Source organism: Acinetobacter sp. WC-743 (assembly GCF_000335555.1).
GTDB lineage: Bacteria > Pseudomonadota > Gammaproteobacteria > Pseudomonadales > Moraxellaceae > Acinetobacter > Acinetobacter bereziniae.
On sequence record NZ_AMFQ01000052.1, the window covers coordinates 1 to 18,683 of the forward strand.

Sequence of the window (18,683 nt, forward strand, 5' to 3'; positions counted from 1 at the left end):
CATTTAGGGTCTGTGGACATTTCATAAATGGCTTGCGTTGTAGGTTAAAATTGAGCAGGTAAGGCATGAAATGAAGAGAATAGCGAGACTATTTTTAAATTTCATAACGTAGCCTGAGATAATTTTAGCCACAACCCTGAGCAAGAACAAAGCACTGCTTTGTTTGCAGCGCAAGGCGTAGCGGGGACTAGTGTGTTTTTTGTCGCTTCGTCGTTACGAAGTACTCATTTAGAATGACTAAATTTCGTATTTCGCGCCTAGAATCGCCTAAAAAACACACCTAGTCGCAAACATAGACGAATTTTCCACAGACCCTATTTAACGATGAATATAAATCGACCTAAAAAACTTGCTTTTCCTTTAGATAGAAGAAAGTTTGAACTGATGGCTATTCTGCTTGTTCAAAAAGGAGATTTTAAAAAATAATTAAAAATATCATGAATAATATTTTTTAATTCTTCGCTAAAGAAAGCTTAGATATCCAAAACATCTACAAAATTTGCACCCAAAACCTGTGCCAAATCTTGTGGCTTCACGCCAATATCCAGACCTCGTTTTCCACCACTGACATAAATTTTTACTAATGACGCTGCACTTGCATCTATGACGGTTTTTAAGCGTTTTTTCTGACCAACAGGGCTAATGCCACCGACTAAATAGCCAGTTAAGCGCTCAGCATCTTTAGGATCTGCCATATGCAATTTTTTACAGCCAAAAGCACTTGCCACTTTCTTCAAATTCAGTTGATGATTCACTGGAACAACAGCGACAAAATAATTTTTATCATCAGTCACCATTAGTGTTTTAAACACTTCTTCAACGTTTAAGCCTAGTTTTTCCGCCGCTTCTAAGCCAAAACTCTTGGCGTTCACATCATGTTCATATTCATGGATAGAAAATTCAATTTTATTTGATTTTAAAACTTTACAAGCAGGTGTCATATGATCAACAAGATATGGAAATTAAAAAGATATTGAAATTATAGGACGATTGTTAAAATTTTTAAATTCGTTTTCAACATTCGTCGCTTAAAATTATCGCTTGTAAAATCTTGAACAACCTGATTAAAATTACCACAAAGACTTTATTTTAATAGAACAATGCCATCTATCTATCAATTAAAACCAGCCTTTCAAAACTTACTCCGCCCCTTAGTACAATGGCTTTTTAAGCGAGGTGTAACTGCCAATCAAGTGACACTTTTTGCGATGTTTATTTCATTGGCTTTAAGCATTTTTTTATACTTATATTATTTGAATCATCCTGTGAATTGGTGGTTGTTATTGTTTCCGTTGTGGATGCTGATTCGAATGGCTTTTAATGCAATTGATGGCATGTTGGCACGAGAATTTAATCAACAATCCAATTTAGGTGCTTTTTACAATGAATTAAGTGATGTTATTGCAGATACAGCACTCTATGTCTGTCTAATTGCTTTTGCTTTTATCCATGCAAAATTACTGTTATTGGTGGCTTTCCTTGCTATTTTAAGTGAGTATACAGGTGTCATGGCACCTCTGATCGGTCAACAACGTCGTTATGATGGTCCTATGGGAAAAAGTGACCGAGCATTTTGGTTTAGCTTAATAACTGTGGTCATTGTATTTTTCCCACTGTTTAATACAAATTTACAACTACTCAGTTTAATCTGTAATGGCATACTCAGCCTAATGGGTGTGTTACTCGCTTTAACAATCTATAACCGAATTAAAAATAGTTTAAAAACAGCTTCATAAAATAGTTTCATCTTTCAGGGTAAATTGCTATGTATAACAATAGTCACCACACCTTCACCAGTCACGATGGCACAGCATTGTTCTACCAACATTGGGCAACACAATCACCATCGGAAACAAAAAAAGCCATTATCTTATTTCATCGTGGTCATGAACATTCTGGACGTATGGCACATTTAGTTGAGGAACTTAATCTTCCAGATTTTGATTTCTTTGCATGGGATGCCCGAGGTCATGGTGACTCTCCAGGCGAACGTGGAGATGCCCCAAGCTTTTCTGCTTGTGTTAAAGATATTCAATACTTTGTTCAGCATATTCAGCAAAACTATGCCATTGACCCAGAGAATATTGCAGTTGTTGCACAAAGTGTGGGCGCGGTACTCGCAGCTACATGGGTGCACGACTATGCTCCTAAAATTCGTGCCTTGTGCTTAGCTTCGCCAGCATTTGACATTAAGCTTTATGTTCCTTTTGCTGAACCGAGTTTAAGAGTCATGGCAAAGCTACGTGGTAACTTCTTTATTCAAAGTTATGTCAAAGCCAAAATGCTGACTCATGATGAAGATCGAGCGCAAAGCTACGATACTGACCCGAAGATTGCCAAAGCGATTTCGGTAAGAATGTTACTCGGGCTTTACGATGCCTCAAAACGCATTGTTGCTGACTCACAAAATATTTTTGTACCAACACAAGTATTATGCTCAGGCTCAGATTTTGTCGTTTTCCAAAAACCACAACGTGAGTTTTATCAAAAGCTTCCGCATCCGAAGAAAGAATTACACATTTTAGATGGTTTCTTTCACGATACATTAGGTGAAAAAGACCGACATATTGCAACGGAGAAAATACGTCGCTTTATTCAACAATGTTTTGCGACTGCTTATCAGGCACCTGATGTTTTAAATGCCGATAAAATTGGTCCAAGCTGCGCAATTGCAGAAGATCTCAGCTCACCATTACCGGCTAAATCAATCAAAAATGCATTTTGGGAAGTCACCAAAAAGAACCTAAAAATAGGTAGTCATTTCTCTCAAGGTTTAAAAATTGGTGAAGATACGGGTTATGACTCAGGCAGTACTTTAGATTTTGTTTATCGTAATCAAACCGAAAGTAGCAACCCGATTGGTAAAATTATTGATCGTCAATATCTCAATGCAATTGGTTGGCGTGGTATCCGAGTACGCAAACAAAATATCGAATCTTTACTGCAAAAGTACGCTGATATTCTGATTAAAAAGCGTAAACCACTTCGAATTATGGATATTGCATCAGGTCATGGGCGCTATATTTTAGATGCGGTTGCTCAATTGCCGAAACAGCCTGAGTCAATTCTGCTTCGTGACTATAGTGACATTAATGTAGCTGCTGGACAGAAAATGATTGCTGAACGTGGCTTAACTGATATTGCAGAATTTGTTCAAGCAGATGCTTTTGATACTCAATCTCTGGCATCGGTAAAACCAAAACCATCACTCGCTGTGGTATCTGGTTTATATGAGTTATTTAGTGATAATGATTTATTGCGTCAGTCACTCGATGGGTTAAGCAAAGCTGTTCTAAAAGATGGTTACTTGATTTATACAGGTCAAATCTGGCATCCACAACAAGAGTTTATTGCTCGTGCGCTCACTTCACATCGTCAAGGTGATGCATGGGTGATGCGTTTACGTTCACAAGCTGAAATGGATGCACTCGTTGAAGCTGCTGGCTTTAAAAAAGTCGATCAGTGCATTGATGAGTTTGGAATATTTACAGTTTCAGTGGCACAAAAGCTATAAAAAAACTGTCATTAAAATTCATGGCTGGATATTAATTTTATTCAGCCATCACGAATAAAATAATAATGGATGTTATATGCCAACACTCATCAAAGAAACAGGAACATGGAAATGGGGCTTACTCTGCTTGGTTTTCCTGGCACCATTCTTTTTTCTGACCTATGGTTTTGCGAATCAGTATGCTTCTGGACTCGCCTATGTTCCAAGTATTGTATTTGACTGGGAAAAGCATATTCCACTTTGGGCTTGGACTATTGTGCCTTACTGGTCAATTGACCTGTTTTATGGTCTGTCTCTGTTACTGTGCTGGAACAAATTTGAACTGAAACAACAGGCGCTCAGATTGTTTTTAGCACAAGTGATTTCGATCAGTTGCTTTTTATTGTTCCCGTTAAAATTTAGTTTTGAACGCCCTGCCTTAGATGGTTTTTTTGGACTATGGTTTGATGTGCTGATGGGTTTTGACAAGCCTTTTAACCAAGCACCTTCTTTGCATATTGTTCTTTTAGTGATTCTTTGGGATTTTTATCGTCGACATGTACAAGGTTCATGGAAATACTTGGTGGACTTTTGGAGTGCGTTGATCGGACTGTCCATCCTCACGACATGGCAACATCACTTTATTGATCTTACTACAGGAATTTTAGTCGGTGCTTTGTGTTTATGGTTATTCCCAATAACCGTTAAATCACCATTTAGAAAAGATGGCTTACAACAGCTAACGGCAAAACATTTAAAACTAGGCAGTTACTACCTGTGTGGTGCTGTAATTTTTTTGATCTTAGCCTATGAGTTAAACCCTTGGGGATTATGGTTAATCTACCCAGCGGTCAGCTTATTTATCGTTGCACATAGTTATAGTTTTGTACGTCCTCATTTTTTCCAAAAGCAAACCAATGGAAAGATGACCATCGCTGCACAGATTTTACTTGCACCGTACCTTATTTTTGCGTGGCTCAATAGCCGAATTTGGACTAAAAAAAATCCTGAAGATTCATTGGTCATTGACTCAGAGCATAGAAAAATCTTTATTGGGCGTATCCCCACTCAAAAGGACAGCGAAAAATATACCGCAGTATTTGACTGTATTGCAGAATTACCCTTAAACAGTGGATCTAAATATCAACAGTATCCAAGTCTTGATTTGATTCCTTTGCAAGCCAATCAACTTGAGTATGCGGTAAATCAATTCAATCTCTTACTCACCAAAATTGATGGCACGCCATCGCAAAACATTCTCATCTGTTGCGCCCTTGGATATTCAAGAAGCAGCGCACTACTCAGTGCTTGGTTAATGCAACAAAACCAAGACAGCACTGTTGAAGAAGTCGTTGAAATCATCCGCAAGGCACGTCCGTGGGTGGTATTAAAAGCACCACAAATTGAAGAGCTTGAAATTTATCAACTCAAATTAAAAGGCTTGGCGCCATGAAAATGAAATTTTTCATTGTTGCCAAGCTTTTATCTGCAACTGGTGGTTTGCTACTTTCTGGCTATGTTGCTTTTGCTTTATCTATTTTTGCGATTTTATTTAAAGGTTGGCAAACGATAGAGCTTTGGATATTCATTGTCATTACATTATTGCTCATGGCTGTTCATCATTACCTTTCATTCCGTGTCAAATTTGATGCGGAATTGATTGAAATGCTGGCGATCCAATCTAGAGCTGATAGCATTGAACATCTTACTCAGCAATTCGATCAAAGCTTACTTGAAATGAAACTTCTTCCGCAAAATAAAGTCGGTCGAGATTGGACACTGCGTTTTGCTGGCTGTTTTCGCTTAATCAAGCTGCAAATTGCCTTAGTATTGATACAGTATCTGGTTTTAATTATTTTAATTTATCGAATCATTTAAGTGAGCATTTGAGTCAGAATATAGACGGTAGTTAGGTTTTCTTTCTTTAACTTCGACCAAAGCAAAGCCATGAAAATCGCTGTATTTGAAGGACTAAGATAATGAAATTGCTTCAAGTTAGGCTATGATTTAAAAAGTAAAAATGATAAATTAATATTGTGATATAAATGATTTTTACTATTTATTCAAAAGCGTTAATTTAAAATCGATCATGTGGGGCTGTTGAATTCAATATTATTCTGCTCTTTTTTAAAGCAGAAATTTAAGTTTTCATCATTTCAATATCATATGAACAGTACAAAAAAGATTAAATATCAATTGGCTTAAACAATGAATCAGTTACCCGAACAGCGTCCTGAACAAGATCAAAAAATAGAAAATAATATGCCTGCACTCAACAAAATGCAGAGCTTAGAGACACCTCGCGGAAATTTTGCTTCAAGCTCAGTTGCTCGTTTTATTGCATTTCTGACCCGACGTGGCGCACGACTGATCACAGGCGCACGTAGTTTGTGGATTGGTTGTCAGCCTGAAATGAAACAAAGAATCTACTACGCCAATCATAACAGTCATATCGACTTTATTTTATTGTGGTCTTCACTGCCAAAATTAATGCGTCGCAAGACCAAACCCGTTGCAGCATCAGATTATTGGCTGAAAGATGGTTTTCGCCAATTTTTGATTAAAGATACTTTTAATGGGGTCACCATTCAACGTAACCGTGAGGATGGTTCTGATCCATTACAGCCTGTAAAAGATGCACTTGCACAAGGATACTCGATTATCTTCTTTCCTGAAGGCACACGTAATTTGGATGATGATGTTGAGTTACTGCCATTTAAAAGTGGTCTTTATAACCTGCATAAGCAATTTCCAGAAATCGAAATCGTTCCAGTTTGGATTTCAAACTTAAGACGTGTCATGCCTAAAGGTTCATTTATTCCTTTACCGTTGTTATCTACAGTATGTTTTGGTTGCCCTTTAGAACAACATTTAGAGATGGATAAGACGACTTTTATCGACTATGCCCAAAAACAACTATTGCAATTAAAAGAGGTTGAAAATCAATGATTGTTGATAATCTACATAAAACCTATCTTTTATTTGGTATTTTTGCTGGTATTTTGGTTTTTGCATCCTCAGTCGGATTTATTCTTAAACAAAAAGCTGGACATCAGCCTGCACCAGTCATTGATAATTTAAATGCGAGAATTAATGCTTGGTGGGTGATGTTAATTGTCATTGGTGCAGCAATTCTGCTTGGTCAAACTGCATTTATTATCTTATTTGGCATTATTTCACTTTTTGCATTGCGTGAGTTTACCAGTCTATTGCCGACACGTCGTGGTGATTACTTTCCGCTGTTGATTGCATTTTATTTTGTGATTCCATATCAATACTATTTAATCGCTATCGACTGGTATGGCTTATATTCTATTTTTATTCCATTGTATGTGTTTTTACTGATTCCGATTGCCAGTTTAAAACAAGAAGACACCAAACATTTTCTTGAACGTAGTTCAAAAATTCAATGGGGGTTGATGGTCTGTGTTTTCTGTATTTCTCATGTTCCTGCACTACTCAATTTAAAATTACACGGTTTTAAGGGTGAACCGATTTGGCTGGCAATCTGGTTAATTATGGTTGTGCAGGCCTCTGATGTTTTGCAATATGTGTGCGGAAAGCTTTTTGGCAAACACAAGGTTGCCCCTGTTTTATCTCCGTCTAAAACTGTCGAGGGTTTACTTGGTGGTATCATCTTAGCCACGGCTTTAGGTGTTGCTATGGCATGGTTAACTCCGTTTAGTTATTTACAGGCAGCATTTATTGGTCTTGTGGTGTGTATTTTTGGTTTCTTTGGTGGTTTGGTTATGTCTGCAATCAAACGTGATCGTGGTGTTAAAGATTGGGGACAATTGATTCACGGTCATGGCGGTATGCTAGATCGTATTGATTCTATTTGTTTCTCAGCACCGATCTTTTTCCATATTTTAAGATATTGGTGGAGTTAATCTGCCATTATCGGCTAATCTGTAACAAGTGAAGAGTAAAAGTTCAAATATTTTATATTAGGTCTTTTGCGAAAGTAGGTTTTTGCTCATTTGTGCTTGATGCGACAGCTTCTAAATCAAAAGCCATCCCTACTCGAATCTCAAACAATGCCAGAGGTCTATTACGTTTAAAATATTTGATCAAAAACTCTGAATCTGCTTTGGTTTGATATATATTTTATAAGTGTATTGGAAAAATCATCAAATGAATCAAAGATGACATCGACTTCTTCATATTCAGGTTCATAACCATACACAACCTTATTTTTATTTTTGCCTTCTAAACAAATTGCCAAATATGAGTAACCATTTTTAACTGACATCAAAAAGCAAAAATGATGATCCCAAAAATTATTAATTCTGTTAATTTCTACATCATTCATTGCTGCATCTAAGCTTTGTTGTCTAAGTTCTTCCCAATCGAACTCAGATTCTGTTTCACCTGTAATTTCGGCAACTGTAAAAAACCAAGCAACATCACTTGGATTGCTTATTGTTTTATAATTCATAAGAATTTCTTGTAACTCAATAGGTAAATGATTAAACCCAGGGATATTTTCATCTCCTTTGTAAGATCTCTCTTCAATATTCCAGTTATTCTTAGTCAATACTTCTAATAATTTAATTCTCAAGACTAAATCCTTTTTTATCTAAGACACTGTAACTACTACTCTTTGTATCTTTTAAATTGAGTTAAATTTTTACAAACTACTAGTTGGTTTAAAGTGGATTGGCTTATTTCTGGGAAGTCACTTTGTTCTCCCGTCTTTAAATTAATTTCAGTATTCGTAGTTGCTGAATTTAAAATTGCTTTATCTTCAGTTTTATAAAAATCAACATCGAATATGGCATGACTTGTCTTAACAACTCTCTGCTTTTTATTATACAAATTATAAAAAACAACTTCATTATTTTGAGGGGAACTATTTTTGAATTTCTTAGGAATTCCCCAAACTACTAAATAACTATTATTACAATTAGTTTTATATCCGTTAATTTCACCTAAATTTATTTTTTTTATGTTCTTATCTTTCCGTACAATCAATGTGCTTGTATTTTCCAGTTTTACATTCAAACTTGTACAAGCATAAGATACACAACTATAAAGGCATAGGCAGAATGTAGAAATATATTTAATCATCATATTAGCTCCATCTTTTTTATAATTTCATTTTTTCCCATATTTTTCTTCATCATATTTTTTTGCTAGGTCTAAACGATAAGTAAATTGCTCCCAACGATCAGAAGACTTTTTGCCTTTTATTTTATTTTTTTTGTTTATTAAAGAAACTGAAAAATCATTTAAACTTACCATAGTAGGTTTATTAAAGTCTAATTTTTTTAATATTGCTTCTAATTCTATACTTTGAACATCAAAACTAACTCCTATACGCCAACCAATAAATAAGCAAATAAACATTACAACTAAAATATTTATTTGAATACCTGATTTAGCATTTAACATTTCACCTATTGAATGAAAGTTAAAGTAATTAAGTATAAATTGCACAATTAATATAAATAAATAAGTTCCACCCAGTATTTTCATTCCATAAACTCTATGTCTTAGTCGCCCTTTAACTACTTCTTGCCCTGTCCACATATAATTATTTTTATGATCTATTATTGTATTAACCCGTGCATACTTTTTCTCACCATGTAGTTCTTTTGCAATAACTTTCACTGTATCTCCTGTTTTAAATATTACTTCAGGAAAACACCCAACGAAGTAATACTGTTGGTTATTTTTGTCTGTGAGTTCTAAAGCAAAATCACTATCCTCAATATATTCATCACTCGTAGCAAAACTGACTAATGTAGCTGTACCGATCTGTCTAATAAGTGCAGAATCGACAGTTGTTACACCTGTAGCCGTTTGCATATTGGCATTTAAGTTTTGCATGGTTTCACTGGTCAATAAGTCTGTGACTTCACCCTCAACAATAAACAGCCTTTCTGCCAATTCATCAATGATTTTGTCTGTTTTTTTAAACTCATTTTTTCCCATATTTTTCTTCATCATATTTTTTGGCTAAATCAATACGATAGGTATAATCTTTCCAACACTCATGGATAAAATCTTTTTCTTTATTTTTCCAACTTAAATCACTCAATGCAAAAGTTTGTAAATCCATTCGACTGGGTTTATTAAATCCTAATCTTTTTAATATTGCTTCTAGTTCTATACTTTGACCATCAAAGCTAGCACCTACTCGCCAACCAATAAACAAGCAAATAAACATTATAATTAAAATATTTATTTGAATACCAAGCTTAGCCATTAACATTTGATCTAGTGAATCAGATATGAAATAATCTAAGATGAGTTGTGCAAACATCACAAATACACAAACCGCCCCCGTCATCTTCATCCCAAAAACTCTATAGCGAATCCTTCCTTTAACAACCTCTTGCCCAGTCCATGTATAATTGTTCTGTTGATCAATAACAGCTACTGCACGAGCATATTTATTTTGTCCCGAAAGTGGTTCTGCAATGACTTTAACCATATCGTCTTTTTTAAATATGACCACTGGGAAACACCCTTTAAAGTAATGCTTTTGATTACTATTATCCGTGATTTCTATAGCAAAATCACTTACCTCGATCCCTTCATCACTGGCAGCGAAACTGGCTAAAGCGGCACTCCCAATTTGTCCGACTAGTGCTGAACCAACCGCTATTGCACCTGTTGTCGTTTGCATATTGGCATTTAAGTTTTGCATGGTTTCACTGGTCAATAAGTCTGTGACTTCTCCTTCAACGATAAAAAGCCGATCTGCCAATTCATCAATCATTTGATCTGTTTTTTTTAAACTCATTTTTTCCCATATTTTTCTTCATCATATTGCTTAGCTAAGTCTAAACGATAAGTATATTGCTCCCAACGATCTGGATACTCATCCATTTTTACTTTATTCTTTCTATTTACTGATGAAACTGAAAAATCATTTAAACTTGCCATACTTGGTTTATTAAAATCCAAATTTTTTAATATTGCCTCTAACTCAACACTTTGTTCATCAAAGCTTGCACCCACTTTCCATCCAATAAATAAACAAATAAATAAACAAAAAAAGAGATAAGTATAGGTTGGCTTAAAAGAAATGATATACCATTATCCTCAAATAGAGAAAATAAAATAAAAATCATCATGACAAATATCCCTGCACCACCTATTAATTTTATCCCAAATATCCTATATCTTATTCTCCCTTTTATAATTTGTTGACTTGTCCATATATATTGATTTTTTGGTTCAATAACTGCTTTTACTATTGAATATTTTGTTGTAAAAGGCTCAGCCATAACTTTAACATTGTCACCAATTCTAAAATTAACTTCAGGAAAACACCCTTTAAAATAATGCTTTTGATTACTGCTATCAGTGATTTCTATAGCAAAATCACTTACCTCTATCCCTTCATCACTGGCAGCGAAACTGGCTAAAGCGGCACTCCCAATTTGTCCGACCAGTGCTGAACCCACCGCGATTGCACCTGTAGCCGTTTGCATATTGGCATTTAAGTTTTGCATGGTTTCACTGGTTAAGAGGTCAGTAACTTCACCATCAACAATAAACAGTCTTTCTGCCAATTCATCAATGATTTTGTCTGTTTTTTTTAAGCTCATTTTTTTCCATATTTTTCTTCGTCATTTTGTTTGGCTAAATCAATACGGTAGGTATAATCTTTCCAACGCTCATGGATAAAATCTTTATCTTTATTTTTCCAACTCAAATCATTGAGAGCATAATGTTGTAAATCCATTCGACTAGGTTTATTAAATCCTAATTTTTTTAATATTGCTTCTAATTCTATACTTTGACCATCAAAGCTAGCACCTACTCGCCAACCAATGAATATAAAAACTAATATAAATGAAAAAGAAATGATTTGAATACCAATATTATTAATTAACATTTGCTTTATTGAATTTGTTATAAAAAAATCAAAAAGCAAAGCAAAAATTACTACAATGATACTAATGGCTCCAAATAATTTCATTACAAAAACTCTATAGCGAATCCTTCCTTTAACAACCTCTTGCCCAGTCCATGTATAATTGTTCTGTTGATCAATAACAGCTACTGCATAAGCATATTTATTTTGACCTGAAAGTGGTTCTGCAATCACTTTAACCATATCGCCCTTTTTAAATATGACCACAGGAAAACAGCCTTTAAAGTAATGCTTTTGATTATTTTTATCTGTAAGTTCTAAAGCAAAATCACTGACTTCAATCCCTTCATCACTGGCTGCAAAACTGGCTAAAGCAGCATTTCCTATTTGTCCAACCAATGCTGAACCCACCGCTATTGCACCTGTAGCCGTTTGAATATTGGCATTTAAGTTTTGCATGGTTTCACTGGTCAATAAGTCTGTGACTTCACCTTCAACAATAAAAAGCCGATCTGCCAATTCATCAATCATTCGGTCTGTCTTTTTAAAGCTCATTTTTTTCCATATTTTTCTTCATCATATTGCTTAGCTAAGTCTAAACGATAAGTATATTGCTCCCAACGATCAGGATATTCGTCTCTTTTTATTTTGTTCTTTATGTTCATTGAGAAAACTGAGAAATCATTTAAATTTGCCATACTGGGCTTATTAAATCCGAGTTTTTTTAGTATTGCCTCTAACTCAACACTTTGTTCATCAAAGCTTACACCTACTCGCCAGCCAATAAAAATAAAAATAAAAATAAAAATAAAAAAAGTAATTATAATATAATATCTTAGCAAAAGATGAATTCCATATTTGCTAAACAAAGAAAATATAGAAAATATTAAGACAGCACCTAATCCTAATCCCCCTCCTAGCTTCATACCGAAAAAGCGATATTGCATTCTTCCTTTTACAACTTCTTGCCCAGTCCATATATAATTACTTTTTTGATCAATTATTGCAGTGGCTCGAGCATATTTATTTTGACCCGAAAGTGGTTCTGCAATCACTTTAACCATATCGCCTTTTTTAAATATGACCACTGGAAAGCACCCTTTAAAGTAATGCTTTTGATTACTGCTTTCAGTGATTTCTATAGCAAAATCATTTACCTCTATCCCTTCATCACTAGCAGCAAAACTGGCTAAAGCAGCTGTACCGATCTGTCCGACTAGTGCCGAACCCAACGCTATTGTACCTGTAGCTGTTTGCATATTGGCATTTAAATTTTGCATGGTTTCACTGGTTAACAGATCGGTTACCTCCCCTTCAACGATAAAAAGCCGATCTGCCAATTCATCAATGATTCGATCTGTTTTTTTAAAACTCATATTATGACTGCTCTATTATGCAAATAAGGTTTGAAAATCTTCTATTTCTTGTTGTTCCGACATCAGCTGATTGGTCTTTAAACTTCTAAAAGTAGAATACTGACACCAACGTTGAAGCTTTGTAGCTTCCCTGTATATCAAAAAAGAGACCTCTGCTAAAGTTAAAATTAATCCTATACCACTTGCCCATGCAATAACACGTAATAAAGCATTACGGACGATCTCTTGAGTAAGCTTTTTAACACTATATTTAGCAATAGTTTCACCAAAAACTTTAGCTCCAATTTTTTGAATCAATGGACTGCCTCCCACACGTTTTAGATATTCCATTAATGGACCTATATAAGTCAAAGCCACCAAAACACCTAGAAATACATTTACAACACCTGTGAGTGATCTAGTTGCATACAAAACTATCAATCCCTTAGAAACTTCATTTTTTTCTTCTAAACTTTCAAACTTTTTATAATCTAACCATGCTGTAATGCCACCTGCAAAAGCACTTAAACTCCCTGCCGCCCATTTAATACCCGCTCTTTGAATATTTGCTGCGCCTCGTGTGGCTGCTGCGCCTGCACCACCATAGCTAGTTTGAGTTGCAACTTCACGCACCCCTTTTGCCAAACCATAGAATATATCCAAAGCAAAAGCCATCAATGCGGATACAGATGCCACCAAAGCTGCAATTTGTACATTATCCTTATATTTTCCAGAGCTAAGCATATGCGTTAAATTAATCGCCTCTAAAAATACAAGAATGCCTGATGCGCGCACCTGATGATAATTGTTGGTATGGTTCACCATACCTTTACTACCCGCTTTTTCAATTTCTTCTAAAGTTAATGCCACTTGTTGCTTTTTTGCCATCGCATCATCGATCAATACATCCAAAGAACGCATTGTTGCTTCCTTTGTATTTTTTGAAAGCTGACCACCGACCCTTTCACCAAATTCAGGACTGAGTTTGATATTTCCAGAGTTTAGTTTTTCAGGGTTTATATTATATACAACTTGATCAAATCTTAGTTTTCCTGCCAACTCCCCCATCTGAGCAAACAACAGTTTTTGCGAAATTGCAGCGACAAATCGACTTTCAGCAGTTGACCCCATACCTGCCCGAAATACAACACGGGCAAAGTTAGAAACATACAGCATGACCTTTTTTTCGACTTTAGAAAATGCAATATTGCCTTTGTTCTTGTCTATGCCCTGATTTCTTGCCCATTCATCCCATGCAGAATCGGTTTTCTTTAAAAAGTCGATTGTGCCTTTCATGGCTTTTATACCCACAGCGGTAAAATCTGTTGCAGCTTTTTTCAGTTCTTCATGCTTGGCTTTGGCTTCTAACTGATTACTATACAAACCACGTATAAATAAATTTTTACGCTCATAATCTGGTTTTTTAATCCAGTCATCCAACTGTTTTGCGCCTGCTTCAGCACCTTCCATTCCAAATAGCATGGTCGCTACATGCGCTTTAAAAGCACATCCACTCTGTAAATCCTTTTGATCATAGGCATCTAAAGCATCCAATAAACTTTCAGAAACCACCCAATTTAAATGTTCTTGAGCACGTTGATTGGCAACCTTTAAAGCTGTGTCATATTTTTGAGCTACTTCCTGCTTAAACGCTTCAATTTCTTTATAGTTTAAATGATCGAGTAGAACTTTGCGGTCAGTTTGGTAATTGGCTTCCCCAACTTCTTCACCGTGACCCGCCCGTTTTTTCATGGTACGTTCATGTTCTTCGATCAACAATTTTTTGCTTTGTTCAAGTTGCTCAATTTCTGCTGTATTATTCCATTTCCTCGCATAGATAAGTCGTTGCTCAATCGCATTTAAATTGCTTTTATATCTTATTTCAATGGCGGGTGCTGTTTGTTCATGAATTTCATTTTCGCGCTGTACGATTTTTTCCTTATTTTTAAGCAATGAACCTTCTATGCTTTTCACGCGTTGTACGGAGTCCAGTTTACGCTGATTGGTGACACCATATTTATCTTTTGCTTCTAAATAGTCATCTACAGGGACATAAGCTTCATTTCGATATTCATTTAATTTTATCGTGATTCCAACGGGATCATATAACACAACAGCTGAAAAAGCTTTCGGCTTTTCGGTGAATTTCTTCACGAGCTGCTTCCAACGATCAGTACCAAATGAAAAAGGCTGGCTGATACCATCCTTTAAGGTCGTGTTGTTTAAACAATGTTGCTGTTGAGACGTTCCTTTCGCCCATGCTGCAACATCCACAGACTGCCATTTACCTGAACTGACATATTCATCCGCTTTGGCTTGATATTCCTCTCTTTTTTTATCAGTCATGGGCGCATGGGTATAAATCAAATACGCTTTTTCTGCCAAATTTGTTGCAATATATTCAACTGTGACAAATGAAGCAAATACCGCATGTTCATTTCCCTGACAGGCAAACTCAAGTACAGATACGGGTGCAGGTTTGTCCAATGGGAATGATGACAAATATCCCTTTGGCGTCACGATGTAGCCACTCCATTCATAACCTTTTTTTCTTTTGATCATGGCGTACACATAACCAGAATCGATCATTTCAGTTGTATATTGTGAATACGACAAGGCAACGTTTTTTACATTTTTTCCAAGCTGAGAATTAAGCTGAGGTGCTTTATCTCGAGTAACGGTGTAACGTAAAGGTAATATCTGTAATCCTAATTTACGGCAAAAATTACATTGATCTTTACTGCCTTTTGCATCAGAAGTCTGTTGATTGACTTGTATTGCAGCATTCGCTGCTTTGGTAATCGCATTTGGTGCAGCCAAAATCTCTTCTTGCTGTCTACGTTGTTCTGCTTTTTTATTTTCTTTTCTTGCGAAAGCTTCTTTATCACCACCCATATTATTCTCCTTATTCAAATATTTCTGTTTTAATCAATGCCCAATCGTCTTCAGCGATAAAATTCATCGCTTCGGTAAAATTATAATTTTCAGGTTCAATATTCCAATACTGTTTAAGCACATTTACAACATGAGGATGTTGTATAAAGCCTTGCCCTAATAGCTCCGCATATAAACCATAACTTAGCAAATCAATATATTTTTTAATATGATATTGCTCATGAGCTTGATATAAGTTTTTAAGAATCTTTTGAGGATTTAAATCATGACTGTCGATCTGTTCTAATTCATGTGCTTTCCTAAAAACAGTATTACTGATTTCAATTAAATCCAGTTGTAGAGATTGTTGCACATTAATTTTGTTGATCGCTTTAAGTTGTAATTTTTTCTGATCTATATTTTCCCAATGGTAGTACCCCGTCGGGTGAATAAAATGCCACTGGATAAAATTTGCCAATAAACTATTTAACTGCAATTCGTTGAATATTTGATCTAAATAAATCATCACACGAGGGTCGTACCAACGAAATAAAATTTTGGACTCTATATCTTGCAATACCAATGTCTTTTTAAATCTTCGATTTAATTCATCATTGTCATATTGAGAAGCCCCAAAACCGTGAACCAAGTACCGATCATTTGCAATATCAAAATGCTTGAGTAAGTGTTCAGCCAGCTCAAATCCAATGTCTTTCAATATCTTTTCATCTGATATTTCAATAAAAAACAGACTGGTATCTTTATATCCATTCCCCTTAGCTAGCGGAATATAAATAATCTGATCTACTCTCAAGTTATTTTTTAGATCATCAAAGATATCTGGTGCTAAAGTCTCATCAAGCAGTACCAGTAATCGACCATGCTGAAAGAACACTGTCTGCATTTTTTGATAAATCGTTTCCACTGAATTATTTTCAGGCAAAATGCTTGTCTGTTGTAGGTAATGCTCAGCCATCATAAGATCACCTTTGCTGATCCATTTTGAGCGGCATGTCCTTGTTTTGCTGAGCAATCAGGCAAATCTATACTAGGTGGATTTATCGAAGCGGACGACGTAAGTTTCTGCTGTCCAGACTTTACTTCAAACAAACCACCTGTGGTTGCAAACACCCCCGAACCATTGAGCTTTAATTCAGTGCCATCACTGATCAATTTAATTTCTTTTGGACTAATGATATAAATCGTGTCTTCAGTCGAAATAATTTGAATGCCTTTACGTGCGATCAGATCTGCTGCATCACCTTGTGCCTGAATCTCAATTTTACCTTTTCCTGCAAATAGCCTTGCACCTTCCTGTGCCGCAAAAAGACTGATTTTAGCACTTGCATGTGCAATCAAAGATTTCTGCGTACTGAGATTCATGCTTTCGCCTGCTTGCTGGCTGATTTGCCCATCTGCTGAAAGATGAACGTCGCTATTGGTCGACATAGCTATAGAATTCGGTGAAGTTAACATCATCACTGCGGATTTAAATGCATCTGCCTTTTTCGGATCTTGTTCAGTCAAAGTTTCGATAAAACCTTTGATATTTTCTAAAACCTCTAAAGGATCAGTTTGTTGATGTTTGGCAACTTCACTTAAAGCTTTTGTGTTGTTGAGACTCGATTCAAGTTGTGATTGCGTTTCAGAGACATCAAGATGATTGCCTGATGCCTCATCTTGTGTATGGGTACTCAGCAGTAAGCCTTGTCCTGCACGTATTGCGCCCCATTGATCAGTTCTTAGCTCAAAGCCTTCTCCTCGCCCTTCACTCGTCTCTGTTTCTTTTGGGTGACTGAGGTTGCCAAGATTGAGTTGAGTTGCACCATGACTGCTGTGTAACTGACTACTGATCTGGTTGTTGGTATCATCAAAACGTAATTGATTATAACCATTGCCTTTGTATTCTCGACTTTTAATCCCTGCCAACTTCTTGGTATCGGGCAACTTGCCTTTATCATCAAACTTGGTTGGATAAAGGTATCCTTCATGAATACGTCCCACCACAAAAGGTCTGTCAATATCCCCCGCAAAGAAGTCAACTACGACCAACTCTCCAACCCTCGGTAAAAACCTTGCCCCATAGCCTTCACCTGCCCATGGTGTCAATACATCGACCCAAGCCGAGTCGGTATCATTGTCGTTCGCGCCTGCGCCACTATCGTGACTGTGGTCTTCATTGCGAGTAAATAAAAATCGAACTTTGATACGTCCCCATTCATCCACATGAATTTCTTCTCCACTTGGACCAACCACTCTCGCTCGCATTGGATGGGCTGTGGGTCTTTGGGTTAAGGGATTATATTCAGGAACAACCGTAATATTACGTCGTTGTAGCACCAATTGATTGGCTTGGCGTTCTTCGTTATTGTTTGTGGTGATATTGGAGATTTGCCAATGGCTTAGTTTTAACAAAGTGTCGACTTGATTGCTGAGATCTTTGGGTAAATTATTTTGGTGATAAAAGGTTTTGGATAAAATCAGAAATTGCCGATCGGCAACATCTTTTAGCTCTAGACTTGGATGTTGGTTAAGTTCAAAGTGATAACCAACCTGCGCATCTTGTACCGTTGATATTGCCGTGAATTGTTTGGCTTGGGCATCGTAGTAGTTGCTGAGGTTTTGGTTAAAGCGTTCGATCTGACTGTTACCCGATGGCGTTGCACCATCTTCCCCATTCAGATCAGGTATCCATGCAGGGCTAAAGTGCCATACTTGTTCTAAGCCTAGACTGGCGTTGTCGTACTGGTCACTGTGCTGATATTTGCTTTGTACATTGCCTGCACCTTCTTCGGTTTCAAGAATATCGGCTTGCCAACGGTGGATATGTACCGATGTCGGTTGAAGGGAGCGTTGTCCTGTAAAATTGATAATCGAATCGCTAGTCTCTATAGCCGAACTTCGATGAAAGCGGATCGTGCGTCGTTCTAAACTTTCGTATTGAGTATTGTCATCAATCAATCGAAGCTTTTGAGGCTGGATGGGTTCATTAAAATGAGAGACTTTAAGCTGAGCTTCATCAATTAAACTCGTCACACCTTCCGATGCTAGAAGCCTTTGAATAAGATCTATATCTCGTTCATTATTCTGCATAATGAGTGGTCGAATATCATAGTCTTTGGTTAGACCA

The 18,683-nt window shown here is 36.3% G+C and carries 18 protein-coding genes; 6 read left to right on the plus strand and 12 right to left on the minus strand.

Annotation, left to right across the window (positions count from 1 at the left end):
- Window positions 1–473 precede the first annotated feature (473 nt).
- Window positions 474–941 (minus strand): Cys-tRNA(Pro) deacylase, encoded by a 468-nt coding sequence (gene ybaK / locus ACINWC743_RS07085; protein ID WP_004830613.1) that lies wholly within the window; start codon window positions 939–941, stop codon window positions 474–476.
- Between the two features lie 159 nt (window positions 942–1,100).
- Between ybaK and ACINWC743_RS07090 the strand changes: the two genes are divergently transcribed.
- From ACINWC743_RS07090 to ACINWC743_RS07115, 6 genes are all read left to right on the plus strand, one after another.
- Entirely contained in the window at window positions 1,101–1,736 is a 636-nt protein-coding gene (locus ACINWC743_RS07090) for a CDP-alcohol phosphatidyltransferase family protein (RefSeq protein WP_009584918.1), read from the plus strand.
- Window positions 1,737–1,765: 29 nt separating this feature from the next.
- Window positions 1,766–3,514, plus strand: a complete 1,749-nt coding sequence (locus ACINWC743_RS07095; RefSeq protein WP_009584923.1) for a bifunctional alpha/beta hydrolase/class I SAM-dependent methyltransferase — start codon at window positions 1,766–1,768, stop codon at window positions 3,512–3,514.
- 76 nt (window positions 3,515–3,590) lie between these two features.
- Window positions 3,591–4,946 carry a phosphatase PAP2/dual specificity phosphatase family protein gene (locus tag ACINWC743_RS07100; protein WP_009584934.1) on the plus strand — a complete coding sequence of 452 codons (1,356 nt, stop codon included), beginning with the start codon at window positions 3,591–3,593 and terminating at the stop codon, window positions 4,944–4,946.
- Window positions 4,943–5,371, plus strand: a complete 429-nt coding sequence (locus tag ACINWC743_RS07105) for a hypothetical protein (protein ID WP_005031764.1) — start codon at window positions 4,943–4,945, stop codon at window positions 5,369–5,371. The genes ACINWC743_RS07100 and ACINWC743_RS07105 overlap by 4 nt, the downstream gene beginning before the upstream one ends.
- Window positions 5,372–5,755: 384 nt before the next feature.
- Complete coding sequence (locus ACINWC743_RS07110) at window positions 5,756–6,442, plus strand: lysophospholipid acyltransferase family protein (RefSeq protein ID WP_046760757.1); 687 nt, start codon at window positions 5,756–5,758, stop codon at window positions 6,440–6,442.
- Window positions 6,439–7,383 (plus strand): phosphatidate cytidylyltransferase, encoded by a 945-nt coding sequence (locus tag ACINWC743_RS07115; protein ID WP_009584927.1) that lies wholly within the window; start codon window positions 6,439–6,441, stop codon window positions 7,381–7,383. Before ACINWC743_RS07110 ends, ACINWC743_RS07115 begins: the two co-directional genes overlap by 4 nt.
- Window positions 7,384–7,550: 167 nt before the next feature.
- Here ACINWC743_RS07115 and ACINWC743_RS07120 read toward each other — a convergent pair whose 3' ends face one another.
- The 11 genes from ACINWC743_RS07120 to ACINWC743_RS07170 all read right to left on the minus strand — a co-directional run.
- The gene (locus tag ACINWC743_RS07120) at window positions 7,551–8,054 is read right to left on the minus strand and encodes an SMI1/KNR4 family protein (protein WP_009584928.1); all 504 of its coding nucleotides are present in this window, start codon (window positions 8,052–8,054) and stop codon (window positions 7,551–7,553) included.
- Between the two features lie 35 nt (window positions 8,055–8,089).
- Window positions 8,090–8,566 carry a hypothetical protein gene (locus ACINWC743_RS07125; protein ID WP_035300581.1) on the minus strand — a complete coding sequence of 159 codons (477 nt, stop codon included), beginning with the start codon at window positions 8,564–8,566 and terminating at the stop codon, window positions 8,090–8,092.
- A 24-nt stretch (window positions 8,567–8,590) separates the two neighbouring features.
- Window positions 8,591–9,445, minus strand: coding sequence for a putative type VI secretion system effector (locus ACINWC743_RS07130; protein ID WP_227510963.1), 855 nt, complete (start codon window positions 9,443–9,445; stop codon window positions 8,591–8,593).
- Window positions 9,417–10,244, minus strand: a complete 828-nt coding sequence (locus tag ACINWC743_RS07135; protein WP_009584919.1) for a putative type VI secretion system effector — start codon at window positions 10,242–10,244, stop codon at window positions 9,417–9,419. The genes ACINWC743_RS07130 and ACINWC743_RS07135 overlap by 29 nt, the downstream gene beginning before the upstream one ends.
- Complete coding sequence (locus ACINWC743_RS24795; RefSeq protein WP_009584921.1) at window positions 10,241–10,462, minus strand: hypothetical protein; 222 nt, start codon at window positions 10,460–10,462, stop codon at window positions 10,241–10,243. The genes ACINWC743_RS07135 and ACINWC743_RS24795 overlap by 4 nt, the downstream gene beginning before the upstream one ends.
- Window positions 10,426–11,055, minus strand: a complete 630-nt coding sequence (locus ACINWC743_RS23800) for a putative type VI secretion system effector (RefSeq protein ID WP_009584922.1) — start codon at window positions 11,053–11,055, stop codon at window positions 10,426–10,428. The genes ACINWC743_RS24795 and ACINWC743_RS23800 overlap by 37 nt, the downstream gene beginning before the upstream one ends.
- On the minus strand, window positions 11,052–11,879 hold the full coding sequence (locus ACINWC743_RS24800) for a putative type VI secretion system effector (protein ID WP_009584920.1): 828 nt from the start codon (window positions 11,877–11,879) through the stop codon (window positions 11,052–11,054). Before ACINWC743_RS24800 ends, ACINWC743_RS23800 begins: the two co-directional genes overlap by 4 nt.
- Window positions 11,876–12,700 (minus strand): putative type VI secretion system effector, encoded by an 825-nt coding sequence (locus tag ACINWC743_RS07155; protein ID WP_009584924.1) that lies wholly within the window; start codon window positions 12,698–12,700, stop codon window positions 11,876–11,878. The genes ACINWC743_RS24800 and ACINWC743_RS07155 overlap by 4 nt, the downstream gene beginning before the upstream one ends.
- Window positions 12,701–12,715: 15 nt before the next feature.
- Entirely contained in the window at window positions 12,716–15,574 is a 2,859-nt protein-coding gene (locus ACINWC743_RS07160) for a T6SS effector BTH_I2691 family protein (RefSeq protein WP_009584931.1), read from the minus strand.
- 10 nt (window positions 15,575–15,584) lie between these two features.
- Window positions 15,585–16,529, minus strand: coding sequence for a DUF4123 domain-containing protein (locus ACINWC743_RS07165; protein ID WP_227510918.1), 945 nt, complete (start codon window positions 16,527–16,529; stop codon window positions 15,585–15,587).
- Window positions 16,529–18,683: DUF2345 domain-containing protein (locus tag ACINWC743_RS07170; RefSeq protein ID WP_009584917.1), on the minus strand; the 2,155-nt coding region annotated here is incomplete at its 5' end. The genes ACINWC743_RS07170 and ACINWC743_RS07165, both read right to left, overlap by 1 nt.

Coding starts and splice junctions, on each gene's coding strand:
- ybaK (WP_004830613.1), bottom strand. CDS start 941: ATGACACCTGCTTGTAAAGTTTTAAAATCAAATAAAATTGAATTTTCT.
- ACINWC743_RS07090 (WP_009584918.1), top strand. CDS start 1,101: ATGCCATCTATCTATCAATTAAAACCAGCCTTTCAAAACTTACTCCGC.
- ACINWC743_RS07095 (WP_009584923.1), top strand. CDS start 1,766: ATGTATAACAATAGTCACCACACCTTCACCAGTCACGATGGCACAGCA.
- ACINWC743_RS07100 (WP_009584934.1), top strand. CDS start 3,591: ATGCCAACACTCATCAAAGAAACAGGAACATGGAAATGGGGCTTACTC.
- ACINWC743_RS07105 (WP_005031764.1), top strand. CDS start 4,943: ATGAAAATGAAATTTTTCATTGTTGCCAAGCTTTTATCTGCAACTGGT.
- ACINWC743_RS07110 (WP_046760757.1), top strand. CDS start 5,756: ATGCCTGCACTCAACAAAATGCAGAGCTTAGAGACACCTCGCGGAAAT.
- ACINWC743_RS07115 (WP_009584927.1), top strand. CDS start 6,439: ATGATTGTTGATAATCTACATAAAACCTATCTTTTATTTGGTATTTTT.
- ACINWC743_RS07125 (WP_035300581.1), bottom strand. CDS start 8,566: ATGATGATTAAATATATTTCTACATTCTGCCTATGCCTTTATAGTTGT.
- ACINWC743_RS07130 (WP_227510963.1), bottom strand. CDS start 9,445: ATGATGAAGAAAAATATGGGAAAAAATGAGTTTAAAAAAACAGACAAA.
- ACINWC743_RS07135 (WP_009584919.1), bottom strand. CDS start 10,244: ATGAGTTTAAAAAAAACAGATCAAATGATTGATGAATTGGCAGATCGG.
- ACINWC743_RS23800 (WP_009584922.1), bottom strand. CDS start 11,055: ATGAGCTTAAAAAAAACAGACAAAATCATTGATGAATTGGCAGAAAGA.
- ACINWC743_RS24800 (WP_009584920.1), bottom strand. CDS start 11,879: ATGAGCTTTAAAAAGACAGACCGAATGATTGATGAATTGGCAGATCGG.
- ACINWC743_RS07155 (WP_009584924.1), bottom strand. CDS start 12,700: ATGAGTTTTAAAAAAACAGATCGAATCATTGATGAATTGGCAGATCGG.
- ACINWC743_RS07160 (WP_009584931.1), bottom strand. CDS start 15,574: ATGGGTGGTGATAAAGAAGCTTTCGCAAGAAAAGAAAATAAAAAAGCA.
- ACINWC743_RS07165 (WP_227510918.1), bottom strand. CDS start 16,529: ATGGCTGAGCATTACCTACAACAGACAAGCATTTTGCCTGAAAATAAT.